Genomic DNA, 22,880 nt, shown 5'->3' with positions numbered 1-22,880 from the left:
CTAAAACATACACAACGTGCTTATTGCTGCGTAAAAGTTAATCCGTTGTATCAATCCCGGTGAATCACTGTATGGTGGCGAGTTCAGCGCGAGCTGAAAAATGGATTTCCCCTTGTAACAGTTTCATGCCTGTGTAACGCAGGCTTTTTTACTGCTGACACCGAATTTATGAACAAGCCAGGTACTCCTACTACCCGGCGAGTGAGAAGAAGCCTGCTTAGCTGCGGGCTTTTTTTCGTCTGAACCGGCTACGGAGTGTTAAAGCACGGGATTTTCTATCTCATCCACCAGCTCGCTCCCCTGATTTTTTACGCTCCCCACCGATTTTGTAACCGCATGCCAGGCAAACTCGCCTGCCGGAACAGATTTGTCCTGCACAATTGCATCAATCTGTTTTAAAGCGGTATCAGGATTAAGCCAATCCAGTACGGCGGATGGCTCCAGCACAAGCGGACGGCGATCGTGAATATCAACTAACCCTTCATTGCTGGCAGCGGTAACGATGACAAAACCTTCTCTGTCGTGCGGCTTATCATAGGGCGCTTTACCAATGGCGGCGAAAAAGAGCGGCTTACCCGATTCGTGATAAATAAAATAGGGCTGCTTCCGGCTGCCGTCACGCTTCCATTCATACCAGCCATCCGCCATTACAATTGCCCTGCCGTGATGCCAGAGCGGCTTAAACATCCTTCCCGTGGCGGCGGTTTCGACCCTGGCGTTAATAAGCGGCTGCTTATCCCACCATTCCGGACCATAGCCCCAGTAAACCGGATCGAGACAAAGAGATTCATCACGCATGTTAAGCAGCAACACCTTAGTACCGGGCGCCACGTTATAGCGTCCAACAGGCGTATCATCCCAGGCTATGTCACGCTCCACCTGTCCGGCGAATATGTCTAAATATTCTTCGCGCGATCTGTATTGAGTAAATCGTCCACACATATGCACCTCCGCTAACAAGCGTAGCAGAGCGGTTTACGCTGGCAGACGGAAAGTCCGATACGAGCGGCTACGATCTATGCTTACCTGATTCGGAGCAGGATGTTGCGTGAGAGAGTCAGGGAAGGAGTTTACCGATGAGAAAATCTTCGTATTTAACCCAAAGGTGAATGCCACAAACAGGCGTTGTGGCTCTCACTGTGCTATCGGCCAGAGATGGGGTGCAGCTTAAAAAAGCAGTAGAGGAAAACAACACCCGGCAGCTAACGCTTATGAACACCAAACTAAACGAGTTTGTGCTACATGCGTGCTACGACAATGAGGCGATGTGATTTACCTCATAATATTCAAAACATTAAAACATTATATTCTGCATATTCACCACACCCGATAGACAGTTTTATATTCAATTAGCCAAGGTTATCATTGAGTAAAGCTCGGGGCTGGAAGAGACTTTTGGGTGAAAAGTAGCCATATCTGACGGTTCATCGATGTGGCGATAGAAACGATGATGAAAGTGGCCTAAGCATAAGGAGAATGAATGGACACTACGGAGCAAATCAACGGCTATTTTTACGGAGGATTCACTAACCTCTCTCCCGGTGAACTTTTTTTTTGGATTGCGGTTGATACAACAGCTGAGCATTTTGTCGGATCGGCTTCTTCTCCTATAAATCTAGCTGCTGCTGCATTATTGCTTGCTGGAGACAACAACATTTATGTTCCCGGTAAACTTGGCGGAGCAACTTTTGGGACTTCTCAGGCCTCCTTATGGGCCAGAAAATATATCAAAAATTTTACTCTTCCCCGTTCGATCCCCACTCTGGTCGGTGGCCCTAATCCCTTTAAAGTCAGGATCCGCACGACTAACAATCTGGCAGCGGCGATTGGTAGACTGGTTCCTGTTGTTGGCTGGGTAATCGTCGCATCTGATGTTAATTTGATCATTTGGAAAACAATGAATAAATACAACAGAATAGTCAAAAAGGGAGACAAGGTATGGTGACAGGTGATATTGAAAAAGCCGTTTTTGATTTAGTTGAAACGTATAACGGGCCTGGTCTTTTCAGGGGGAAGCGTCCTGTATTAAAAAGAGAAACAGACCTCAATAATGATTTTAAGATGCTGCCTGAGGATGCTTATGACTTGCTTGTTAACTATGCAGAAGAGTTTGACATTAATCCCAAAGATATCAACTTCTTAAGCTATTTCCCTGAAGACTTGAGCGCGCCACATTCACCGATAACAATAGATCTGCTTATTCGTTCAGCAGAAGCTGGAAGATGGCTTGACGCTCACCCTTAGCGGGTCATCCCAGGTAAGATGACTAAGACGCAGTGGTGGGGGAAAACAATTGGTTAATTCTTACAGGGAAAGGTTATGAGTATCAACAAAGTGTCATTGGTTTTAGTTTTTGCAGTTTGTATTGCATTGTTACTTGAGACAGGCTCTGCCCGGATTACTCATTACCTTGACGGAAAAATTGATAACCAGATCACCAAATGGGCCGACGGTAAATGAAAGGAAGATAAGATTAAGGTTGAGACGCGAGAATACAAAGGCAGCGAGACGCACGAATGCACTTTCGTTTTCAATCCGACAATAAACGCTTCAAGCGGCATGCCTGGCGTTCATTATGCTGTAGCGTCTCTGCGGCAAACATGGACGGCTGCTTTTAAGAGAGCAGTCGTCAGGAATCGTAAGGCCTGTCAATCCCGACACACCTATGCATGCTGGTCACTTTCGGCTGGCGCGAACCCAAACTTCGTCGCCAGCCAAATGGGACACACAGACGCACGGATGGTTTACCAGGTTTACGGTACCTGGATACAGGAAAATGACGTCGAGCAAATCAACCTGCTGAACAGCAGATTTGAAGGCTTTGCCCTACATATGCCCTACAACAAAGCCGCTATATAATATAGTCTTTTTATATCAAAAAGCTATATCACTAAACCTGCATATTCATCACTTCAGAATAAGCGTTCACCAGCTTATTACGTACCTGAATACCCATCTGCATAGAGACGGATGCTTTCTGCATATCGACCATCACGTCGTTCAGGTTGACGCCCGGTTTGCCCAGTTCGAAATCCTGCGCTTCGGTGCGGGACGCATTTTGCGTATCGCTGATTTTATTTAGTGCTTCTTTCATTGCATCTGCGAAATCTGCGTGACTGGTTGCATCAGTACGCTGGCCGGTTGCCTGTACTGCTGCGGTCTGCAGCTGCTGCATTACGCTCTCAATGCCTTGAATTGCCATGGTTTGCCTCTGTGTGTAAAGGGTAGTTCGTTTTGTTGTATAAAAACTTACCACAATGTCAATAAGACAAAGCCCGTAAATAAGCGCAAAAGTCGCAGCTTATCCAGCCATCGAATTTTTCAATTCAGAAAATAATAGCTCCCCATAAGAGGTGGATTAATTTGTTTAGCCAGCACATCAGGGAGTCAGATTTGTTACGACACTACACGAAACAGTCCGGTCAACTGTCAGGCGGGAAAGAGTCATGAATGCAACTGTCACGCAGGATCAACCAGAGAAGAAAGGTCTGAACGATCTTTTCGCTCGTTTAAAGGCAAATCCTCGCATCCCGATTATCATCGCTGCGGCGGCTGCCGTTGCCATTATTATCGCTATGGTGCTGTGGGCTAAACAGCCTGAATATCGCGTGCTCTACAACAACCTTAGCGATGAAGATGGCGGCGCCATCATCACTCAGCTAACCCAGATGAACGTGCCTTATCAGTTTGATGATAAAGGCGGCGCGCTGATGGTACCCGCAGAGAAAGTGCACGAGCTGCGCCTGCGTCTTGCCCAGCAGGGCCTGCCGAAAGGCGGCGCGGTCGGTTTTGAGCTGCTGGATCAGGAAAAGTTCGGCATCAGCCAGTTCAGCGAGCAGGTTAACTACCAGCGCGCGCTGGAAGGCGAGCTGTCACGCACTATTGAAACATTAGGCCCGGTGAAAAACGTTCGCGTTCATCTCGCCATGCCAAAACCGTCGCTGTTCGTACGTGAACAGAAAGCGCCAACGGCGTCGGTAACCTTAACCCTGCAGCCTGGCCGCGCGCTGGATCAGGGACAAATTAGCGCCATCGTGCATATGGTTTCCAGCAGCGTTGCTGGTTTACCACCGGGCAACGTCACCGTTATCGATCAGGCCGGTCATCTGTTGACCCAGTCCGATAACGCAGACCGCGACCTTAACGATGCCCAGCTGAAATATGCCAGCGATGTTGAAGCTCGCTTCCAGCAGCGTATCGAAGCGATTCTGAACCCGATTGTGGGTAACGGTAACGTACATGCTCAGGTTACGGCGCAGATTGATTTCAACGCTCGTGAGCAGACTGACGAGAAGTATCAGCCGAACAGCGACCCGACTAAACAGGCGATTCGTTCACGTCAGAGCAGCAACAGTGAACAAAATGGCGGACAGAACGGCGGCGTGCCTGGTGCACTCTCTAACCAGCCAGCTCCAGCCAATAGCGCGCCGGTAACGACGCCAGCAGCAAACAATAATGCCAACGGTGCTAACGGTGCTAACGGCGCAGCGGCTAACAACGCTAACGCTAACCAGAACACGAGCACGGCGAAAACGGGGCCATCAAGCAGCCGTAATGATGACACCACGAACTATGAAGTAGATCGCACCATCCTGCATACCAAGATGAATGTAGGTGAAGTACAGCGTCTGTCAGTAGCGGTTGTGGTGAACTACAAAACCGACGCGGCCGGTAAGCCGATAGCGCTGACCGATGCACAGCTGAAGCAGATTGATAACCTGACGCGTGAAGCGATGGGCTATTCAGAGCAGCGCGGCGATACGCTGAATGTTGTTAACTCACCATTCAACGAAACGGCCGAAACCGGTGGCGACCTGCCATTCTGGCAGCAGCAGTCCTTCATCGACCAGATGATGGAAGCAGGACGCTGGTTGCTGGTACTGATTGTGGCCTGGATCCTTTACCGCAAGCTGGTTCGTCCACAGCTTGCACGTAAAGCGGCACAGGAAAAAGCGATGGTGGAAGCCGCTAGCCAGGCAAGAGCAGGCAGCGACGACAACGAAGCCGTCTCCGTTAAGCTGTCAAAAGACGAGCTTGACCAGGAACGTAAGTCTCAGCACCGCATGAGTGCTGAGGTAATGAGCCAGCGTATTCGTGAGATGTCGGAAAACGACCCACGCGTGGTGGCTCTGGTCATTCGCCAGTGGATGAAGGACGAACTATGAGTCTCACCGGTACCGAAAAAAGCGCCATTCTGATGATGACGATTGGCGAAGACCGCGCGGCCGAGGTGTTTAAACACCTTGGTACCCGCGAAGTACAACACCTGAGCGCCGCGATTTCAAATATGCGTCAGGTATCACACAAGCAGCTGACCGAAGTGCTGCGCGAGTTTGAGACAGACGCCGAGCAGTTCGCAGCGCTGAACGTCAACTCAAACGACTACCTGCGCTCCGTACTGGTTAAAGCGCTGGGCGAAGAGCGCGCCTCCAGCCTGCTGGAAGACATTCTGGAAACCCGCGAAACCACCACGGGTATGGAAACGCTCAACTTTATGGAGCCTCAGGCGGCTGCCGACCTGATCCGCGACGAACATCCGCAGATCATCGCAACCATCCTGGTGCACCTGAAGCGTTCGCAGGCGGCCGATATTCTGGCGCAGTTCGACGAGCGTCTGCGTCACGATGTGATGCTGCGTATCGCCACCTTCGGCGGCGTACAGCCAGCGGCGCTGGCCGAGCTGACCGAAGTACTGAACGGCCTGCTGGATGGTCAGAACCTCAAGCGTGCGAAGATGGGCGGCGTAAGAACCGCAGCGGAAATCATCAACCTGATGAAAACGCAGCAGGAAGAAGCAGTTATCGAAGCGGTTCGCGAGTTCGACGGCGAGCTGGCCCAGAAAATCATCGACGAGATGTTCCTGTTCGAAAACCTGGTGGAAGTCGACGACCGCAGTATCCAGCGTCTGCTCCAGGAAGTGGAATCGGAATCGCTGCTGGTGGCGCTGAAAGGCTCCGAACAGCCGCTGCGCGAGAAGTTCCTGCGCAACATGTCGGCGCGTGCGGCAGATATCCTGCGCGACGACCTGGCAAACCGTGGCCCGATGCGTATGTCGGCGGTGGAAACAGAACAGAAAGCAATCCTGCTTATCGTTCGTCGCCTGGCGGAAAGTGGCGAGATGGTAATCGGCGGCGGCGAGGAACAATATGTCTGATAAATCTTCGCTGCCCTGGCGGCTCTGGCAGCCCAACGATCTTGGGCAGCCAAACAAGCCGCTGATGGCCTCCTTCGACGAGCCGGAAATCGTTCAGACAGAACCGTCTGACGATCCGTTCAGCCAGCAGCAGTTTGAACTGGAGCAGATGCAGAACCAGGCACGCAGCGAAGCACAGGGACAGGGTTACGCCGAAGGCCACCAGCAGGGTTTTAACGAAGGACAGCGCGCCGGTTTTGACGCTGGTTTTCAACAAGGTCTGGCGGAAGCGCAGCAGCAGCAGGCTCCGCTTCAGGCGCGCATGCAGCAACTGGTATCCGAGTTCTCCCATACGCTGGAAGCGCTGGACAGCGTTATCGCCGCTCGTCTGATGCAGCTGGCGCTGGAGGCCGCTCGCCAGGTAATTGGCCAGGCGCCGCACGTTGACGGCACCGCCCTGCTCCGCCAGATTCAGGGCATGATCCAGCAGGAGCCGATGTTTAGCGGCAAACCGACGCTGCGCGTGCATCCTGACGATCTGCAACGCGTTGAGCAGACGCTGGGCGCAACGCTTAGCCTGCACGGCTGGCGTCTGCTGGCAGACAGCACTATCCATCCCGGCGGCTGCAAAGTCAGCGCCGAAGATGGCGACCTTGACGCCAGCATCGCAACGCGCTGGCACGAACTTTGCCGCCTGGCTGCACCGGGAGAACTGTAATGACGACCACTCGTTTATCGCGCTGGCTTGGCGCGCTTGACTCTTTTGAACAACGCATGGCAACCCTGCCGGAAGTGCGCCGCTATGGCCGCCTGACCCGCGCAACCGGCCTGGTGCTGGAAGCGACCGGACTGCAACTGCCGCTGGGCGCAACCTGCGTGATTGAACGAGTGGACGGCAACGGCATTAACGAAGTGGAAAGCGAAGTGGTCGGCTTCAACGGCCAGAAACTGTTCCTGATGCCGCTGGAAGAAGTAGAAGGCATTTTGCCTGGCGCACGCGTTTATGCACGCGCCACCGGCGAGCACAGCGGTAAACAGCTGATGCTTGGCCCGGAACTGCTGGGCCGCGTGCTGGACGGCAGCGGTCGTCCGCTGGATGGGTTGCCTGCACCGGAAACCGGCTACCGTGCGCCGCTGATCACGCCACCGTTTAACCCGTTACAGCGTACGCCAATTACCGACGTGCTGGACACCGGCGTGCGGGCAATTAATGCCCTGCTGACGGTCGGTCGCGGCCAGCGTATGGGCCTGTTCGCCGGTTCTGGCGTGGGTAAAAGCGTGTTGTTGGGCATGATGGCCCGCTACACCAAAGCCGACGTGATTGTGGTTGGCCTGATTGGCGAACGTGGCCGCGAAGTAAAAGACTTTATCGAAAATATTCTGGGCACCGAAGGCCGTGCGCGTTCAGTCGTTATCGCCGCGCCTGCGGATGTCTCTCCTTTACTGCGTATGCAGGGTGCCGCTTACGCTACCCGTATCGCAGAAGATTTTCGCGACCGTGGCCAGCACGTGCTGCTGATTATGGACTCGCTGACCCGTTATGCGATGGCGCAGCGTGAAATCGCGCTGGCGATTGGCGAACCACCGGCGACCAAAGGCTATCCGCCTTCCGTTTTCGCCAAGCTGCCTGCGCTGGTAGAGCGTGCCGGTAACGGTATCGACGGCGGCGGTTCGATTACCGCATTTTATACCGTCCTGACCGAAGGCGACGACCAGCAGGACCCGATTGCGGACTCCGCGCGCGCCATCCTCGACGGCCATATCGTGCTGTCGCGTCGCCTGGCGGAATCGGGCCACTATCCGGCAATAGATATTGAAGCTTCAATCAGCCGCGTGATGTCGCATCTGATTGACGACACGCACTACGCGCGGGTACGCCAGTTCAAACAGCTGCTTTCCAGCTACCAACGCAACCGTGACCTGGTCAGCGTGGGTGCCTATGCAGCCGGTAGCGATCCCATGCTGGATAAGGCGATCAAACTCTATCCCGAGCTGGAAACTTTCCTGCAGCAGGGCATGTTTGAGCGCAGTACTTTTGACGACGCGTGTCTGCATCTGCAGGCGATTTTCGGTTAAGGCTGAATCATGGCAAAACACGCATCGCCTATCGAAACCCTGTGCGGCCTGGCGCAGAAAGATCTGGAAAAAGCCGCCATCCAGCTTGGTGACGTTCGTCGCGGCCAGAAACAGGCCGATGAACAGCTGACCATGCTGCTGAATTATCAGGATGAGTATCGCAAAACACTGAACAACACCATGGCGGAAGGCATCAACAGTACGCGCTGGTACAACTATCACCAGTTTATCGAAACGCTGGAAAAAGCGATCGACCAGCACCGCCAGCAGCTGGCGCACTGGAACGGCCGCGTAGAGAACGCATTGCGTCTGTGGCGCGAAAAGCAGCAGCGGCTTCATGCTTATGAAACCCTGCAGGCCCGCGCGGCAGCGACCGCATTACTACAAGAAAACCGTCTCGATCAGAAACGGATGGATGAATTTGCCCAACGGGCATCATTGAGGAAAGGTGAATGATCACTTTGCCACTGGTTACCAACGCCACTAACGCTACCAAAGCGACGTCTGCTGCCACGACTACCGCAAGCGCTACGGATGCTACCGATATCGGTACGGATTCCGGCATCGCTGCGACGGGAACAGCGGCTGAAACCGGTAGCGCGGGTTTTCTGACGCTGCTTGGCAACAAGCTGTTAACGCTGGCGCAGCAGGGGCAAACCGCTGCCCTGCCTGCCAGCACGACCGCCGCCACTGCCGCCAGCACGGACGACAAAGATACCTCATCGCCAAAAGCGAAGCTTAACGCACTGCTGGCCGCGCTGGACAAGCCTGAAACGCTGAATGCGTTGCTACAGCCCACCAAAGCCGGTACGCAAAGTAAAGATAGCGAGTTGACCGATACCAGCGAAAGCAGCGAAGGCACCGCCGCTACCGCAACGACCACGCTAAGCAATAACGATATGCAGGCGCTACAGGCGCTGTTTGCCATGCTGCCGCAGGCACAGGCGCAGCCAGCAGCGACCGCCACAGCGGCTAAAGGCAGCGATACGCTGGCCGACGGCGGCATTAAGGGCAGCAATGCGAACGCGACACTCGCTTCGCTCTTATCAAACGCTAAGGCAACCACGGCCAGCGCTGATGAATCAGTGAAAGGCAATGATAAAAATAGCCAGTCCGGCAGCAGCAATGTGTTGACGACCTCAACCGCCGCCACCGCGCAAAAAACCGATGCCAATACGGCTACGCTGACCAGCGCTTTCCAGCAGGTTTTAGGTCAGGTGAGCAAGGATAATGATAAAGAAAACTCAAGTTCTGCCACACAATCGACGATAACCACTAATGTTATTAGTGCAGCTTCTGCCGCGGTGACGCCAGCAGCCAGCTCGCTGGTCACGGCTCCGGCCGCGCCACAGCTAAGTTCACAGCTGGGCAGTCCGGAATGGCAGCAGGCGCTGGGCCAGCAGATTGTGATGTTCAGCCGTAACGGTCAGCAGACCGCCGAGCTGCATCTGCATCCGCAAGATCTGGGCAGTATACAAATAAGCCTTAAGCTGGACAGCGATCAGGCGCAGCTGAGCATGGTATCGAACCACAGCCAGGTTCGTGCCGCGCTGGAAGCCGCCATGCCGCAGCTAAAAGAAGCGCTGGCGCAGAACGGCATTAACCTGGGCCAGACCAACGTCAGCAGCGACGCGTTCCAGCAAGGCCAGAGCTTTAGCGGCCAGCAGGATCAGCAGCGTAATAACAGCCGTGGCAATACTTTTAGCCTGACGACTGACAATGACGATGTGACGCCAATTGCCGTTCCTGCCTCGCTGCAGTCGCGTGCAGCCGGTAACGGCGCTGTTGATATTTTCGCCTGACGGCCACAAACGCAAAAGCTAACGGCAAAACCCGCGTCTTTTCGCCCTATTGTTTGGCAACCGATGCGGGATAATCTGCCCATAACGTCGTCAGGGAGCGGATTAGATTGCTTCCGAAAATACTCACAGGAATTATCGCCAGTATGACTGAGAAGAAAGCCAAAAGCGGCAAACGTAAACTTTTGATTATCCTCATAGCGCTGATCGTTGTAGCCGCTTGTGGCGTCGGAGGTTATCTGGTCTGGCATAAAATGCACGGACCTGCCGATAAGGCGGAAGCTGCCAAGCCAACGCCACCGCCCGCGCCGGTCTTTTTCGCGCTGGATACTTTTACCGTTAACCTGATTAATCCGGATAACGATCCTGACCGCGTTTTGTATGTTGGATTCACGCTGCGTTTGCCAGACCAGGAAACCAGCCAGCGCATCAACGACTATCTGCCGGAAGTGCGCAGCCGTCTGCTGATGCTGCTCTCTAACCAGAACGCCGCCGCGCTTGGCAACGAGCAAGGCAAGCAGGAGCTGGTGAAACAGATTAAAGCCGTACTTGCACCGCCGCTGGTGCCGGGACAACCTCCGCAAAAGGTGACTGACGTTCTGTTCACCGCCTTTATCCTGAGGTAAGACAAAATGGGCGACAGCATTCTTTCACAGGCGGAAATCGACGCGCTGCTCAACGGCGACAGCGACAGCGCGGCAGAAGAGAACGTCAGCAGTGCGGGCGACAGTGATATTCGTCCTTACGATCCCAATACCCAGCGTCGCATGGTGCGCGAACGTCTGCAGGCGCTGGAGATCATTAACGAACGCTTTGCGCGTTCTTACAGGATGGCGCTGTTTAACCTGCTGCGCCGTAGCCCGGATATCACGGTTGGTGCGATTAAAATTCAGCCTTACCATGAATTTGCTCGCAACCTGCCGGTCCCGACGAACCTGAACCTGATTCATCTGAAGCCGCTGCGCGGCACCGCGCTGGTGGTGTTCTCGCCAAGCCTGGTGTTTATCGCCGTGGATAACCTGTTTGGCGGCGACGGTCGTTTCCCTACCAAGGTGGAAGGCCGCGAGTTTACCGCTACCGAACAGCGCGTGATCCGCAAGATGCTGAAGCTGGCGCTTGAGGGGTACAGCGAGGCGTGGAAACCGATTTATCCGCTGGATGTGGAGTATGTTCGCTCCGAGATGCAGGTAAAATTTACTAATATTACAACTTCACCTAACGATATCGTGATTACCACGCCGTTTCAGGTGGAGATAGGCAACCTGGTCGGCGAGTTCAATATCTGTATTCCGTTCAGCATGATTGAACCGCTGCGCGAAACGCTGGTGAATCCGCCGCTGGAGAACTCGCGTCAGGAAGATCAGAACTGGCGTGAGACGCTGGTTAAGCAGGTGCAACACTCCGAACTGGAGCTGATCGCCAACTTTGCCGACGTCTCAATGCGGATTTCGCGCCTGCTGGCGCTGAAGCCCGGCGATGTATTACCGATAGAAAAACCGGATCGCATTATCGCGCATGTCGATGGCGTGCCGGTGCTGACCAGCCAGTACGGCACCATGAATGGGCAGTACGCGCTGCGAGTGGAACATTTGATTAACCCGATTTTGAACTCGATGAATGAGGAACAGCCCCATGAGTGATACCAACAAGCCGTCCGCTGACGACCTCTCTGCGGACGACCTTTGGGCTGACGCGCTGAACGAGCAGTCAAACACTACCAGCAGCGCGTCTGAAGGGGTGTTTAAATCTCTGGAAAGCAACGATATCGCCGGTTCGCTACAGGATATCGATCTGATTATGGATATCCCGGTCAAGCTGACCGTGGAACTGGGCCGTACCAAGATGACCATTAAGGAGCTGCTGCGCCTGACGCAGGGTTCAGTGGTGGCGCTGGAAGGTCTGGCCGGTGAGCCGCTGGATATCCTGATCAACGGTTATCTGATTGCCCAGGGCGAAGTGGTCGTGGTCGCGGATAAGTATGGCGTGCGCATCACCGACATTATTACGCCTTCCGAGCGTATGCGTCGACTGAGCCGCTAATGAGTAGCAGCCAGGCACAGCAGTCGGCGGAACAGCCGCAGAACGATGCGGGTCAGCAACAGTCTGCGAACCAAACGCAGAACGATGCGGGTCAGCAACAGTCTGCGAGCCAAACGCACAACAATGCGGGCCAGCAACAGTCTGCGAACCAAACGCAGAACGATGCGGGTCAGCAACAGTCTGCGAGCCAAACGCAGAACAATGCGGGCCAGCAGTCGGTTATCCACTCACCGATGATGCAACAGCAGCCTGTGGGACAGCCGACCGTTTCTACCGGTTCGGTGCTGGCCCAGGTGAGCAGCGTACTGGCCGCGATTATTCTGTTAATTCTGGCCTGCGCCTGGCTTGCCAAACGCCTTGGCTTTACGCCGAAAACGGGCAAGCGTGGACAACACGGTTTGTCCGTTAGCGCCAGCTGTCAGGTTGGACAGCGCGAGCGCGTAGTGATTGTTGACGTGGAAGATGCCCGGCTGGTGCTGGGTGTGACGGCGCAGCAGATCACCCATTTGCATACCCTGCCGCCGTCAACGGCGCAGGAAAATCCGGAAGAGCCGCCGCCGCGCGATTTCCGTCAGGTTTTAGAGCTAATTAAACGCGCTGGAAAACCAAAATGAAACGCATTTTTCCCCTGCTGGCCTTGCTGTTGCTGTTGGCCCCTGAAGTTCACGCCCAGCTGCCAGGCCTGATTAGCCGCCCAACGGCAAACGGCGGCCAGAGCTGGTCGCTGCCGGTACAGACGCTGGTATTTATTACCTCGCTGACCTTTTTGCCTGCTATTTTGCTGATGATGACCAGCTTCACGCGCATCATCATTGTGTTTGGCCTGCTGCGTAACGCACTGGGCACGCCATCCGCCCCGCCAAACCAGGTACTGCTTGGCCTGGCGCTGTTTTTGACCTTTTTTATTATGAGTCCGGTGTTCGACAAGATGTATCAGGACGCTTATCTGCCGTTCAGCGAAGATAAGATGAGCATGCAGGATGCCATTGATAAAGGCGCGCAGCCGCTGCGGGAATTTATGTTGCGCCAGACGCGCGAAGCGGATCTGGCTCTGTTTGCCCGCCTGGCTAATACGCCGCCGTTACAGGGGCCGGAAGCCGTGCCAATGCGTATTTTGCTGCCAGCCTATGTGACCAGCGAACTGAAAACGGCTTTCCAGATTGGCTTTACCGTCTTTATTCCTTTTTTGATTATTGACCTGGTGGTCGCCAGCGTACTGATGGCGCTGGGGATGATGATGGTACCGCCCGCGACGATAGCGTTGCCCTTTAAGCTCATGCTGTTTGTGCTGGTAGACGGCTGGCAGCTGTTGATTAGTTCGCTGGCGCAAAGTTTTTACTCATAAACGGGCTAACCCGAAACAACGGTGTCGCGGCACAACCTGCGCTGACGACATTCCAAAGCACTATTATTTCCCGGAGTCGTGATGACACCTGAATCGGTTATGTCAATTGGTCATGATGCGCTGCACGTCGCGCTGCTGCTGGCGGCTCCGCTGCTGCTGGCTGCCCTGTTTAGCGGTTTGTTTATCAGCCTCATTCAGGCTGCGACGCAGATCAACGAGCAGACGCTCTCTTTTATTCCTAAAGTCCTCGCCGTGGTTGCCACTATCGTGGTGGCTGGCCCGTGGATGCTGAACCTGGTGCTGGACTACATGCGCACCTTGTTTACCAACCTGCCAACCATGATCGGCTAAATGATTAACTTCGACAGCAGCCAGCTGGTGTTATGGGTAGGCCAACTTTTCTGGCCTCTCGCCCGCGTGCTGGCGTTAATCATGACCGCGCCGATCTTGAGCGAAAAATCGATCAGCAAAAAAGTAAAGCTGGGTCTGGGCCTGCTGATCACTTATGTGCTGATCCCGACGCTGCCGCCCGTGAACATCGCCTTGTTCTCATTTTCAGGCCTGTGGCTGTTGATTCAGCAGATTCTTATAGGCGTCGCTATAGGTTTTACGATGCAATTCGCTTTTGCGGCGGTGAGAACAGCCGGGGAAGTGATTGGTTTACAAATGGGAATCTCCTTCGCCACCTTCTTCGATCCTGCCAGCCGACTGAATATGCCGGTGCTGGCCCGTTTTATGGATATGCTCGCGATGTTGCTGTTTTTATCCTTTAACGGTCATCTCTGGTTGATTTCTATGGTGGCAGACAGCTTTCATACGCTGCCGATTGGCGGTGATTTAGTCAATGGCAACGCTTTTCTGGCGCTAACGCGTGCAGCCAGTTTGATTTTCCTTAATGGAATGCGATTAGCGCTACCCTTGATAACTCTGCTGCTCATCATTAACCTGGCACTGGGTTTGTTAAACCGTGTTACACCTCAGCTGTCGGTATTTGCTATTGGCTTTCCCATCACCTTATCAATCGGCCTTGTCTTTATGAGCCTGATGATGCCGCTCCTCGCCCCTTTCTGCGAGCATCTGTTTAGTGAAGTATTTGATTTACTCTCGCAGATCCTTAATGAGCTTCCCGCCAGATAAACTTAAGTGTTACCCCACCCTATAAGACAACCCAATGATGCATAGTTAAGCGCATAGAATGTTTTAGTGCATTTTTCAAACCACGCTTCACAGAAATAACCTAAGGAAAATCTGATAAATTGCCGACTTCAATGAAAATTATTCTTATTAAAAGCCACTTAGCGTATTTTGTTTAACGAAACAGCTCGGATGTTGCGTGAAAGTTAAACAGAGTGAGCTTCAAAAGGGACTGTTTTTACTGAAGTTTTTATTTTTTGTAGTTTTTCTTGTATAAAACCGCGTTTTACGGCATTGTCAGCACCGCTTGTCACGCACTCATTCGTGTAGTGAATGTTTTTTAGGAATCGTCCTATCAGGTTTTTCTGCGTTCTGCGCGATAGTGGCGTGGTTCACAAAAGGGATGCAGTCTGCATCCGTCAGGCACTCGGCCTGGAAGCGGTTTTTATCCTGGTAGCTGTGCATTATGTGCCCGGACTAAACGGTTATCTCAAGCATAGATCGATCAAATTAGCGCTAAACTGACAGTGTTAATGCTGAGTACAAATAATAAAACTGAAAACAGAACATATTACTCTCGTAACTTACACAACGCGTAATTCATCGTTAGTTTAAACGAATAACAATTTGGTGAGGGTCGCAGTTATGCCAACAATTATAATGGATTCATGCAGCTACACACGCTTAGGCCTTACTGACTATATGTCGGTTAAGGGAGTTAAAAAGAAATATATTACTTCCGTTACCGATATCGATCAGCTACAGATTAAATGTCAACAGGTTCAACCTGGCGTCGTGTTTATTAACGAAGATTGTTTTATTTATGAAGCAGATGCCAGTGAGCGCATCAGAGATATTATTACACAGCATCCTGACACACTGTTTTTTATCTTTATGGCTATCTCCAATATCCATTTTGAGGAATACCTCTACGTTCGTAAGAACCTGATTATTACGTCAAAATCGATTAAGCCTGCGACACTTGATAATTTACTGGTTTCCTATTTCCAGAAAAAACTAAATGTTTCACCTCGCTATTCCGCTGGTTTCGATGTTCATCCATTGACGCTAAGCCAAACCGAGTCAAACATGCTGAAAATGTGGATGTCTGGCCACGATACGATTCAAATATCGGACAAAATGCAAATTAAGGCCAAGACGGTTTCTTCGCACAAAGGCAATATTAAACGTAAGATTAAAACACACAACAAACAGGTTATTTACCATGTGGTTCGCCTGACCGATAACGTTACCAGCGGTATCTACGTTAACGTTCGCTAAGCACAAAAAAAAGCCGACGACACCGTCGGCTTTTTTGTTCACTTCTGTTAGCCAAATCACACTTCATCCGTAATCTTTCCTCACTTTCTGCCGATGTCTTGTAAACAGAGCGAGGCCTGCCGCTTCGTTTCCCCAGCAAAGAGCGAAAGGGTATGAAATCATTTTCCCAAAATGTGGGCGATTCCCACATCAGTTTCTGGCAACATTTGCGTCTGGTTCCTCTTTTTAGCGCGATTCTCGGCGCTATCCTGCTTTTATTCGCGCTTTGTATTGGGCTTGCCAGCTATTACCTGATCCAGAGTAACCGGTCACTTCAGGATGTTACTGAAGAAATTCAGGTACGCATGGCTATTTCCAATAGCTCCAACCATATGCGCACGGCCCGGCTTAACCTTATCCACGCTGGCGCAGCGGTGCGTGAGGGGAATATGGAGCTGTTTGACAAAAACCTTAAGCAGGTTGAAAACAGAATTAAGCTGGCTACCGATAATTTTCAGGCCTATATGCATCGCCGGATTAAAACGCCAGAGGATGAAGCGCTGGATGGTGAACTGACTACCCGCTTTACGGCCTACCTTAATCAGGGCCTGGTACCGATGATAAAGAATGCACAGGCCGGTAGTTTTGAAAGCGTGCTCAGTCGGGAAACGGACGTCACTCGTAACCTGGATGACGCTTATAACGCCGTGCTGCTAAAGGCAATTGCCATTCGTACCCAGCGCGCCACCGCCATTAATGCCAGAGCAGAAGCGCAAACGCGTATGGGCTTTATCATGATGGCCAGCGCCTTTGCCGCCGCGCTATTGCTGACGCTGGCAACCTTTATTTTCCTGCGCCGCGTCGTTATCGCCCCGCTGCGCAATGCGGTAGACAGAATTGAGCGTATTTCCCACGGCGACCTGACCGCCACGCCGCAAAGCTGGGGACGTAGTGAAATCGGCACGCTGGGCAGCCATCTGCAAACCATGCAGCAGGCGCTGGAAAAAACGGTCGGCACGGTACGTGAGGGCGCAATGGCCATTTATCAGGGATCGACGGAGATCTCGGCGGGCAACAGCGATCTTTCTTCCCGTACGGATCGGCAGGCGGCCGCGCTGGAAGAAACCGCTGCCAGCATGGAGCAGCTTACCGCAACGGTGAAGCAGAACGCGGAAAACGCCCATTTTGCCAGTCAGCTTGCTAACGATGCCTCCGGCAAAGCTCGCCAGGGCGGCGACATTGTTTCCGGCGTTATCAGTACCATGAACAATATTTCTACCAGCTCGAAGAAAATAGCTGAAATCACCACCGTTATTAACAGCATCGCTTTTCAAACGAATATTCTGGCGCTTAACGCCGCCGTAGAGGCCGCGCGGGCTGGTGAACAGGGCCGTGGTTTTGCCGTAGTCGCCAGCGAAGTACGCAGTCTGGCGCAGCGTAGCGCCGGTGCAGCAAAAGAGATTGAAGGATTGATAGCCGAATCGGTGAGCCTGGTCGGACAGGGTTTATATCAGGTAGGCAACGCAGGTGAAAAGATGACGGATATCGTCGAAGCCGTGGGCGGCGTAACGAACATCATGACCGAGATCGCTTCTGCTTCAGATGAGCAAAGCCGTGGTATTCAGCAGATAAGCCTGGCCGTATCGGAAATGGATAACGCGACTCAGCAAAACGCATCGCTGGTTAAAGAGGCAACCGTGGCCGCCTCTTCGCTGGAAGATCAGGCTTCCCATCTTACTCAGGCCGTAGCCGCTTTCCATCTGAGCGGCAGCGTACAAAACAGCGTTCGGCCAGCGGCATCTAAGACCAGGCCAACGGCAGTAAAGCCCGCGCTGGCAGAAGCCGGTAACTGGGAAACTTTTTGATTAATCCCTGTCGTTAACCACGGTGACAGGAGCTGGTTTTAAGCTGGCAATAAAAAAGGGCGAGAAATTCGCCCTTTTGCTGGATGGCTGGCTACTGCTGCGGCTCAACAAAAATGCCGTCGCGATGCCCTGTTTCATTAAAAAACCAGATGCCCTGCGGATACTCTTCCAGCGCGACCAGGTACATAGTGCCTTCGCTAAAGTCTTCAACCGCCAGCACCTTTCCGGCTCTGCGCGGCCCGCCGTCGGTTTTTACCGTAACCCGATCGTTCACCTTCATCTGATTTCCTCTGATAACACGCCAGATTGCTAAGATAGCGTAGCCGTTAACGGCGGGCAATGACCCATACGGCATGGACGATACCGGGAATATAGCCGCACAGGGTCAGTAAGATATTTAGCCAGAAAGCGCCGCCAAAACCTACCTGCATAAATACGCCCAGCGGTGGCAGAAGAATAGCGATAATAATACGTAAAAAATCCATGATGCCTCCATAGCGTCGGATAACAGCTTGTTTTGTAATCGTTTATTGATTATAGCGGCAATTTGCCGTTTCGCTCGGCGCGCGCGTGTAAAACAACGTAATCAATAAGCGTTATTTTCACTTTTTTAACGTTTTACAGTGAGACTTCTGACAACTACACGGCTTACACTGTCCTCACTGCACCAACCCCAAAGGCGCAGTCAACCTAAAAAGTAACAAGGATTTTTGCCCGCGCAGCGCGGGCTTTTTTTTGTCTTTTTTCCGGGATATAGCGCTGAAAAGCGCAAAAAAAACCCGGCCAGAAGCCGGGAAAGAAAGGAAAATTCGTTACAGAGAAAACTCTCTAAGCACAGTCTGACCGAACCCGCTCTTAAGAAGAATCTTAAACACGTCGCCTGATGCAAAACGCCTGTGAATTTATCCACCTTCTGCCCTTCATAAAACCGCCCGGAAACGGCGTCAAAAGTTAGCGACTGCTTTTCCCCGCCCTCTTCATTTCTCTCTGTTTTTTGAGACTAATCCTGGTACAACCGTCTCGTTTAAACAGCGCTCCACCCTTCGCCTCCGGCGGATAACGCTATACTTGATTATCCTGCACCGCGTTCGGACAGAAGGAGAAATAACGATGCCAGCGCTGCATGACCCGCTTATGATCATTACCGATTTGGATGGTTCGCTGCTGGATCACCATACCTACAGCTGGCAGCCCGCTCAGGCCTGGCTGGATCGCCTGCAGTCCGCTGCGGTACCGCTGGTAATTTGCTCCAGTAAAACCGCTGCTGAAATCGTCCCTCTCCAGCGCTCGCTGGGCATCACCGGCGCGCCTTTTATAGCCGAAAACGGTGCCGTGGTTAAATGGCAGCAGCAAAATAGCGCTACGGCTTCTCTTCCGGGTGGTAAAAGTTATGCCGCGATTTGCGCCACGCTCGCGCAGCTGCGTGAGCAACACGGTTTTAAATTTACCGGCTTCGCGGATGTTTCAGAGAAAGAGGTGGCGGACTGGACAGGGCTGACGCCGCACGATGCGGCGCTTGCTAAAACGCGTGAAGGCTCGGAAAGCCTGATCTGGCGCGATACGACAGAGCAATTTACCTTTTTTCAGCAGGCGCTGGCAAAACACGAACTGGAGCTGGTTCAGGGCGGTCGCTTCTGGCACGTCATGAATCAGGGACGCGGTAAAGGCGCAGCGCTGAGCTGGCTACTAACGCATTTTCCCGCCTCCGGGAAAGGCCGCTGGATAACCATAGGTCTTGGCGATGGCCCTAACGACGCGCCCATGCTGGATAAAGTCGATTATGCCGTGGTGATCAAAGGCTACAGTAAAAACGCCGTTGAGCTAAAACGTCAGGATAAAGAGCATATCTTTTATAGCGCAGGTTTTGGCCCGCAAGGCTGGAGCGAAGGCCTGACGCACTATATAACGCAATAAACCCGCCCGCCAGACGGGCCAGCCTTAAGGAATACGCGATGAGTGATTTTTTCCAGAACGGCGTTATCACCAATTTTCATAATCTCACCGCACGTCCGGTCGAGGAGCTGGAAAAAGAACTGGTTTATTTTGCCGAGCGCCGCAAAATGGGGTTAATCCTGCCTTCCCTTTTTTCTGAACTGGAAGGCCCGGCGTTGGGCAATATCGTCGATGAACTGGCGAAAGTCCCCTATCTTGAAGAGATCGTGATTGGCCTGGATCGCGCCGACCGTGACCAGTTTCTACACGCTCGTGAATTTTTTTCCCGCCTGCCGCAGCGTCACCGAATTTTATGGAATGATGGCCCACGCCTGAAGGCGATTGACGCCGAGCTGGATAAAGAGGGTCTTTCGCCTTCGCAGCCAGGAAAAGGCCGGAACGTCTGGTTTTGTACCGGCTATACGCTGGCGTCTGAACGGTCAAGCTGCGTGGCGCTGCACGACTGCGATATCGTCACCTATGAGCGCGGTATGCTGGCTCGGTTGCTCTATCCGCTTGCCAATCCGGCTTTCCAGTATGAGTTTTGTAAGGGCTTTTACGCCCGCGTGGCCGATAATAAACTGAACGGCCGCGTTGGCCGCCTGCTGGTTGGGCCACTGCTGCGGTCGCTGCAAAAGGTTTACGGCCATTCGGAATATCTCGACTATTTAACCAGCTTCCGCTATCCGCTTTCCGGCGAGTTCGCGATGCGCACGCACGTGCTGAATAACATCAAAATCCCCGGCGACTGGGGGCTGGAAATCGGCGTGCTTTCGGAAATTTATCGCAACTACACCACGCGGCAGAGTTGCCAGGTCGAGATCGCCCATCACTACGATCACAAGCATCAGCCTCTGGCTGAAGATGATGGCACCGGCGGGCTGAAGCGCATGAGTAACGATATTGTGCAGTCTTTACTGCGTAAGATGGCGACGATGGGCGTTAATCTGACCAGCGACTCTTTTCGCGTGCTGAAAGCCACCTACTACCGTAACGCGCTGGATATGATGGAAATTTATAGCCATGAAGCGTCGATGAACGGGCTACGGTTTGACCAGCATGCGGAGGAAGCGGCGGTCGAAATGTTTACCCAGTCGATTCTGGAAGCGGGCCAGTCCTTTATTGAACGCCCCAATGAGAAACCATTTATTCCCAGCTGGAGCCGCGTGCAGTCTGCTTTTCCCGATATTATGCAGCGGATTTACAAGGCGGTGGAAGAAGATAATGAAGGCAACGTTTAGTCGCGGTCGCAGACGCGGTTTCTACCCGTTGCTTTAGCCAGATAGAGCCTGCGATCGGCTATTGAGCGCAGGCTGTCAAAATTGTATTCGCCGGTTTCCTGGCTGGAGGCGACGCCCAGCGACGCCGAAATCCGCAGCCACGCAGAATTACCGGCAAATACCTGTTTTCTGGCCAGCGTCAGACGTACTCGCTCGGCCACGTCGCGCGCCTCGCTGGCGCTGGCCGAGAGCACAATACAAAATTCCTCGCCACCCACGCGCCCTGCCGTTGCTTCGCCAATAGTTTCATGGATCACCGCAGCGGCGTAGGACAGCACGCGATCGCCCGCTTCATGGCCATAATTGTCATTAATCTGCTTGAAGTGATCCAAATCCAGCTGGATGACAGAAAAAGGTATATTCCGCTGTTGGCTTTCCTGAATTAGCGCCTCCGCCTGCTCAAAAAATGCCGTACGGTTAAGCATTTTCGTCAGGCCGTCATGACTGGCGCGCCAGCGGAAAGTTTCCTGCATCTTTAGCATGCGCCCGACCAGACGGAAAATGGCCTGATGCGACAGCAGCAGCACCAGGGTAAACAGCAGCCACATGCCCAGCAGCGCCAGCGCTACTCTTCCGGTATCGCTGGCCAGCCCCTGACGTAGCGTATCTACCTTAATCAGGACGCCTTCGGCATTGTGCGTTTTTACCCAGCTAACGTGACGCAAGCCTAATCGCAGCGTGCCCTGGCCGCCGAGGGAGATAGCCTTTGTTAGCCGGTGAAGCTGCGTCGGCGTAAACTGTTCGACAAGTGTTTTACTGCCTGCCGTACTGGCCAGTAAGGTGAAATGCGTGTTGTAAAACAGCAGGCTGCCCTTAGCGCGCTGCGGCAGCGCCTGCTGCAACTGCTGACTGATGCGGTTAGCCGGGAAGTCCATTGCCAGCACGCCATACCAGTAGCCATCCAGATCCAGCGGCAGGCTCAGCGTCAGCACGTCCCGCTCTCTGGCGGTGGCATAGAGGCCGCTCCAGCGCGATTGCCGCAGCGGGTTAATCTCTGGCCGCATCGAGGTAAACCAGAACGCTTTAGTGCTTTGTTCGAAGTGGCTGAGCGTTTCATTGTCGTGCAGCAGGGGCGTTGAGCTGAGCCAGAACCCGGAACGCGAGAGATACCAGAGGCGTGAATGGAAATCTTTGCCGGCATCGTTGAGTTGCAGGATCAGACTCATCACCAGCGTCGCCACCAGCTCTTTGCGCATTCTTTCATTGTCCCGCTTTAGTAGCGGAAAGCGTGCCAGCTGGCTGTCTGCAATCCCGGTTAACGGCAGGCCGCGCGTTGCGCTGGCATAAAGGTGCCAGATCGGCTGGCGACGTAGCAGCGCAAAATTTTGCAGCTGTAGGCGCATATCGTTGCTTTCAGCCGGCGCGCGCATCACCTGCTGTAGCATATTGCGATAAAAGAGAAGCTGATCGAGGCTGAACTGGAACTGGCGATCCAGCTCGCCGGAAAGCATATTCAGGCTGGCCTGCTGGTTAAGCTCATAGGTATCTTTTAATACCTCCGCCTCGCGCCAGGTCAGAAAAGAGGAAAAGAGAAAGACCAGCAGAAAACAGGCGTGAATCACCGCTTGCGGGCGGGAATGAAAAAAACCCTGAGCTAACTTCACGCAACAAAGCTCCCTGATGGCAGAATCGATGTTTCAGTTTAGTTGTGCCTGAGGGATTTGCAGGAAGTAAATGAAAACAGGACGAAAATTTTCGTCCCGTTTATCGGCTCAGCTGGCAAGTTGGTTTTGCTCCTCGTTAAGGGCGCAAAGCTCCTCTTCCCGAAAGGCTTCACGCCTGACGCTGTGCCCATCGTACCAGCGACACTCTACCATGCCGCTGGCATGGCCGGTGACAACCATCGCCGGACCACCTTCTTTAAGCTGTACCGCCTCACTGACCAGGATCATGCCTACTCCTTATGCAAAATGCTTTTCTGGGGGGAAATTCAGGTATAGCAGGCAATTGTCCGTTGCGCCGTTAACAGTAGGTAAAACTTTTGTTAAATATAAATAAGCAGTTAAAAATGCGAAA

General features: G+C 53.1%; 26 protein-coding genes. 20 read left to right on the top strand and 6 right to left on the bottom strand.

Features of this window, described 5'->3' with window-relative positions; all coding sequences use genetic code 11:
• Window positions 1–258: 258 nt before the first annotated feature.
• Window positions 259–942, bottom strand: coding sequence for an SOS response-associated peptidase family protein (locus tag KUE00_RS06960; RefSeq protein ID WP_246758961.1), 684 nt, complete (start codon window positions 940–942; stop codon window positions 259–261).
• 538 nt (window positions 943–1,480) lie between these two features.
• Between KUE00_RS06960 and KUE00_RS06955 the strand changes: the two genes are divergently transcribed.
• The 3 genes from KUE00_RS06955 to KUE00_RS06945 all read left to right on the top strand — a co-directional run bounded on the left by KUE00_RS06955 (window position 1,481) and on the right by KUE00_RS06945 (window position 2,460).
• The gene (locus KUE00_RS06955; RefSeq protein ID WP_246758959.1) at window positions 1,481–1,945 is read left to right on the top strand and encodes an STM2901 family protein; all 465 of its coding nucleotides are present in this window, start codon (window positions 1,481–1,483) and stop codon (window positions 1,943–1,945) included.
• Window positions 1,939–2,244: a DUF1493 family protein gene (locus tag KUE00_RS06950; RefSeq protein WP_246758958.1), complete on the top strand. Its 306-nt coding sequence runs from the start codon at window positions 1,939–1,941 to the stop codon at window positions 2,242–2,244. The genes KUE00_RS06955 and KUE00_RS06950 overlap by 7 nt, the downstream gene beginning before the upstream one ends.
• Before the next feature lie 75 nt (window positions 2,245–2,319).
• Window positions 2,320–2,460 (top strand): hypothetical protein, encoded by a 141-nt coding sequence (locus tag KUE00_RS06945; RefSeq protein WP_246758957.1) that lies wholly within the window; start codon window positions 2,320–2,322, stop codon window positions 2,458–2,460.
• 430 nt (window positions 2,461–2,890) lie between these two features.
• Here the strand turns inward: KUE00_RS06945 and fliE are convergent, their stop codons facing one another.
• Window positions 2,891–3,202 carry a flagellar hook-basal body complex protein FliE gene (gene fliE / locus KUE00_RS06940; protein ID WP_246758955.1) on the bottom strand — a complete coding sequence of 104 codons (312 nt, stop codon included), beginning with the start codon at window positions 3,200–3,202 and terminating at the stop codon, window positions 2,891–2,893.
• Between the two features lie 244 nt (window positions 3,203–3,446).
• On the opposite strand from fliE, the gene fliF reads away from it, so the two are divergent.
• The 15 genes from fliF to KUE00_RS06865 all read left to right on the top strand — a co-directional run bounded on the left by fliF (window position 3,447) and on the right by KUE00_RS06865 (window position 17,652).
• The gene (gene fliF / locus KUE00_RS06935) at window positions 3,447–5,165 is read left to right on the top strand and encodes a flagellar basal-body MS-ring/collar protein FliF (RefSeq protein WP_246758953.1); all 1,719 of its coding nucleotides are present in this window, start codon (window positions 3,447–3,449) and stop codon (window positions 5,163–5,165) included.
• Entirely contained in the window at window positions 5,162–6,154 is a 993-nt protein-coding gene (fliG, locus tag KUE00_RS06930) for a flagellar motor switch protein FliG (RefSeq protein ID WP_246758951.1), read from the top strand. Before fliF ends, fliG begins: the two co-directional genes overlap by 4 nt.
• Entirely contained in the window at window positions 6,147–6,851 is a 705-nt protein-coding gene (fliH, locus tag KUE00_RS06925; protein WP_246758949.1) for a flagellar assembly protein FliH, read from the top strand. Before fliG ends, fliH begins: the two co-directional genes overlap by 8 nt.
• Window positions 6,851–8,209 carry a flagellar protein export ATPase FliI gene (gene fliI, locus KUE00_RS06920; protein ID WP_281434521.1) on the top strand — a complete coding sequence of 453 codons (1,359 nt, stop codon included), beginning with the start codon at window positions 6,851–6,853 and terminating at the stop codon, window positions 8,207–8,209. Before fliH ends, fliI begins: the two co-directional genes overlap by 1 nt.
• Window positions 8,210–8,218: 9 nt before the next feature.
• Window positions 8,219–8,665 carry a flagellar export protein FliJ gene (gene fliJ / locus KUE00_RS06915; protein ID WP_246758947.1) on the top strand — a complete coding sequence of 149 codons (447 nt, stop codon included), beginning with the start codon at window positions 8,219–8,221 and terminating at the stop codon, window positions 8,663–8,665.
• The gene (locus KUE00_RS06910) at window positions 8,662–10,011 is read left to right on the top strand and encodes a flagellar hook-length control protein FliK (RefSeq protein ID WP_246758946.1); all 1,350 of its coding nucleotides are present in this window, start codon (window positions 8,662–8,664) and stop codon (window positions 10,009–10,011) included. Before fliJ ends, KUE00_RS06910 begins: the two co-directional genes overlap by 4 nt.
• A 143-nt stretch (window positions 10,012–10,154) precedes the next feature.
• On the top strand, window positions 10,155–10,634 hold the full coding sequence (gene fliL / locus KUE00_RS06905; RefSeq protein ID WP_246758945.1) for a flagellar basal body-associated protein FliL: 480 nt from the start codon (window positions 10,155–10,157) through the stop codon (window positions 10,632–10,634).
• Between the two features lie 6 nt (window positions 10,635–10,640).
• A complete protein-coding gene (gene fliM / locus KUE00_RS06900; protein WP_246758944.1) occupies window positions 10,641–11,648 on the top strand; it encodes a flagellar motor switch protein FliM in 1,008 nt (335 codons plus the stop codon).
• On the top strand, window positions 11,641–12,048 hold the full coding sequence (gene fliN, locus KUE00_RS06895; protein ID WP_246758943.1) for a flagellar motor switch protein FliN: 408 nt from the start codon (window positions 11,641–11,643) through the stop codon (window positions 12,046–12,048). The genes fliM and fliN overlap by 8 nt, the downstream gene beginning before the upstream one ends.
• A gap of 233 nt (window positions 12,049–12,281) precedes the next feature.
• Window positions 12,282–12,662, top strand: a complete 381-nt coding sequence (fliO, locus tag KUE00_RS06890; RefSeq protein ID WP_246759292.1) for a flagellar biosynthetic protein FliO — start codon at window positions 12,282–12,284, stop codon at window positions 12,660–12,662.
• Complete coding sequence (fliP, locus tag KUE00_RS06885; protein ID WP_246758942.1) at window positions 12,659–13,393, top strand: flagellar type III secretion system pore protein FliP; 735 nt, start codon at window positions 12,659–12,661, stop codon at window positions 13,391–13,393. Before fliO ends, fliP begins: the two co-directional genes overlap by 4 nt.
• 81 nt (window positions 13,394–13,474) lie before the next feature.
• Window positions 13,475–13,744 carry a flagellar biosynthesis protein FliQ gene (gene fliQ / locus KUE00_RS06880; protein WP_246758941.1) on the top strand — a complete coding sequence of 90 codons (270 nt, stop codon included), beginning with the start codon at window positions 13,475–13,477 and terminating at the stop codon, window positions 13,742–13,744.
• Window positions 13,745–14,530 (top strand): flagellar biosynthetic protein FliR, encoded by a 786-nt coding sequence (gene fliR, locus KUE00_RS06875; protein WP_246758939.1) that lies wholly within the window; start codon window positions 13,745–13,747, stop codon window positions 14,528–14,530.
• A gap of 642 nt (window positions 14,531–15,172) precedes the next feature.
• Complete coding sequence (gene rcsA, locus KUE00_RS06870; protein WP_246758937.1) at window positions 15,173–15,808, top strand: transcriptional regulator RcsA; 636 nt, start codon at window positions 15,173–15,175, stop codon at window positions 15,806–15,808.
• A 152-nt stretch (window positions 15,809–15,960) separates the two neighbouring features.
• Window positions 15,961–17,652, top strand: coding sequence for a methyl-accepting chemotaxis protein (locus tag KUE00_RS06865; protein WP_246758935.1), 1,692 nt, complete (start codon window positions 15,961–15,963; stop codon window positions 17,650–17,652).
• Window positions 17,653–17,743: 91 nt separating this feature from the next.
• Here KUE00_RS06865 and dsrB read toward each other — a convergent pair whose 3' ends face one another.
• Window positions 17,744–17,932, bottom strand: coding sequence for a protein DsrB (gene dsrB, locus KUE00_RS06860; RefSeq protein WP_246758934.1), 189 nt, complete (start codon window positions 17,930–17,932; stop codon window positions 17,744–17,746).
• Between the two features lie 46 nt (window positions 17,933–17,978).
• The gene (locus KUE00_RS06855; protein ID WP_246758933.1) at window positions 17,979–18,137 is read right to left on the bottom strand and encodes a YqaE/Pmp3 family membrane protein; all 159 of its coding nucleotides are present in this window, start codon (window positions 18,135–18,137) and stop codon (window positions 17,979–17,981) included.
• A gap of 625 nt (window positions 18,138–18,762) precedes the next feature.
• Between KUE00_RS06855 and KUE00_RS06850 the strand changes: the two genes are divergently transcribed.
• Complete coding sequence (locus KUE00_RS06850) at window positions 18,763–19,566, top strand: mannosyl-3-phosphoglycerate phosphatase-related protein (RefSeq protein ID WP_246758932.1); 804 nt, start codon at window positions 18,763–18,765, stop codon at window positions 19,564–19,566.
• A gap of 38 nt (window positions 19,567–19,604) precedes the next feature.
• Window positions 19,605–20,825, top strand: coding sequence for a glycosyltransferase family protein (locus KUE00_RS06845; RefSeq protein WP_246758931.1), 1,221 nt, complete (start codon window positions 19,605–19,607; stop codon window positions 20,823–20,825).
• On the opposite strand, the gene dgcQ is transcribed toward KUE00_RS06845, so the two are convergent.
• Together dgcQ and KUE00_RS06835 are read right to left on the bottom strand one after the other, a co-directional pair.
• Window positions 20,822–22,468 (bottom strand): cellulose biosynthesis regulator diguanylate cyclase DgcQ, encoded by a 1,647-nt coding sequence (gene dgcQ / locus KUE00_RS06840; RefSeq protein WP_246758930.1) that lies wholly within the window; start codon window positions 22,466–22,468, stop codon window positions 20,822–20,824. The genes KUE00_RS06845 and dgcQ overlap by 4 nt on opposite strands.
• A 108-nt stretch (window positions 22,469–22,576) precedes the next feature.
• Window positions 22,577–22,756 carry a YodC family protein gene (locus KUE00_RS06835; protein WP_246758928.1) on the bottom strand — a complete coding sequence of 60 codons (180 nt, stop codon included), beginning with the start codon at window positions 22,754–22,756 and terminating at the stop codon, window positions 22,577–22,579.
• Window positions 22,757–22,880: the final 124 nt, after the last annotated feature.

It is taken from the genome of Erwinia phyllosphaerae, from assembly GCF_019132875.1.
Taxonomy (GTDB): domain Bacteria; phylum Pseudomonadota; class Gammaproteobacteria; order Enterobacterales; family Enterobacteriaceae; genus Erwinia; species Erwinia phyllosphaerae.
The sequence above is the reverse complement of the archived record's forward strand: the minus strand, read 5'-3'. Positions and strand labels throughout refer to the sequence as shown.

Coding starts and splice junctions, on each gene's coding strand:
- KUE00_RS06960 (WP_246758961.1), bottom strand. CDS start 942: ATGTGTGGACGATTTACTCAATACAGATCGCGCGAAGAATATTTAGAC.
- KUE00_RS06955 (WP_246758959.1), top strand. CDS start 1,481: ATGGACACTACGGAGCAAATCAACGGCTATTTTTACGGAGGATTCACT.
- KUE00_RS06950 (WP_246758958.1), top strand. CDS start 1,939: ATGGTGACAGGTGATATTGAAAAAGCCGTTTTTGATTTAGTTGAAACG.
- KUE00_RS06945 (WP_246758957.1), top strand. CDS start 2,320: ATGAGTATCAACAAAGTGTCATTGGTTTTAGTTTTTGCAGTTTGTATT.
- fliE (WP_246758955.1), bottom strand. CDS start 3,202: ATGGCAATTCAAGGCATTGAGAGCGTAATGCAGCAGCTGCAGACCGCA.
- fliF (WP_246758953.1), top strand. CDS start 3,447: ATGAATGCAACTGTCACGCAGGATCAACCAGAGAAGAAAGGTCTGAAC.
- fliG (WP_246758951.1), top strand. CDS start 5,162: ATGAGTCTCACCGGTACCGAAAAAAGCGCCATTCTGATGATGACGATT.
- fliH (WP_246758949.1), top strand. CDS start 6,147: ATGTCTGATAAATCTTCGCTGCCCTGGCGGCTCTGGCAGCCCAACGAT.
- fliI (WP_281434521.1), top strand. CDS start 6,851: ATGACGACCACTCGTTTATCGCGCTGGCTTGGCGCGCTTGACTCTTTT.
- fliJ (WP_246758947.1), top strand. CDS start 8,219: ATGGCAAAACACGCATCGCCTATCGAAACCCTGTGCGGCCTGGCGCAG.
- KUE00_RS06910 (WP_246758946.1), top strand. CDS start 8,662: ATGATCACTTTGCCACTGGTTACCAACGCCACTAACGCTACCAAAGCG.
- fliL (WP_246758945.1), top strand. CDS start 10,155: ATGACTGAGAAGAAAGCCAAAAGCGGCAAACGTAAACTTTTGATTATC.
- fliM (WP_246758944.1), top strand. CDS start 10,641: ATGGGCGACAGCATTCTTTCACAGGCGGAAATCGACGCGCTGCTCAAC.
- fliN (WP_246758943.1), top strand. CDS start 11,641: ATGAGTGATACCAACAAGCCGTCCGCTGACGACCTCTCTGCGGACGAC.
- fliO (WP_246759292.1), top strand. CDS start 12,282: ATGATGCAACAGCAGCCTGTGGGACAGCCGACCGTTTCTACCGGTTCG.
- fliP (WP_246758942.1), top strand. CDS start 12,659: ATGAAACGCATTTTTCCCCTGCTGGCCTTGCTGTTGCTGTTGGCCCCT.
- fliQ (WP_246758941.1), top strand. CDS start 13,475: ATGACACCTGAATCGGTTATGTCAATTGGTCATGATGCGCTGCACGTC.
- fliR (WP_246758939.1), top strand. CDS start 13,745: ATGATTAACTTCGACAGCAGCCAGCTGGTGTTATGGGTAGGCCAACTT.
- rcsA (WP_246758937.1), top strand. CDS start 15,173: ATGCCAACAATTATAATGGATTCATGCAGCTACACACGCTTAGGCCTT.
- KUE00_RS06865 (WP_246758935.1), top strand. CDS start 15,961: ATGAAATCATTTTCCCAAAATGTGGGCGATTCCCACATCAGTTTCTGG.
- dsrB (WP_246758934.1), bottom strand. CDS start 17,932: ATGAAGGTGAACGATCGGGTTACGGTAAAAACCGACGGCGGGCCGCGC.
- KUE00_RS06855 (WP_246758933.1), bottom strand. CDS start 18,137: ATGGATTTTTTACGTATTATTATCGCTATTCTTCTGCCACCGCTGGGC.
- KUE00_RS06850 (WP_246758932.1), top strand. CDS start 18,763: ATGCCAGCGCTGCATGACCCGCTTATGATCATTACCGATTTGGATGGT.
- KUE00_RS06845 (WP_246758931.1), top strand. CDS start 19,605: ATGAGTGATTTTTTCCAGAACGGCGTTATCACCAATTTTCATAATCTC.
- KUE00_RS06835 (WP_246758928.1), bottom strand. CDS start 22,756: ATGATCCTGGTCAGTGAGGCGGTACAGCTTAAAGAAGGTGGTCCGGCG.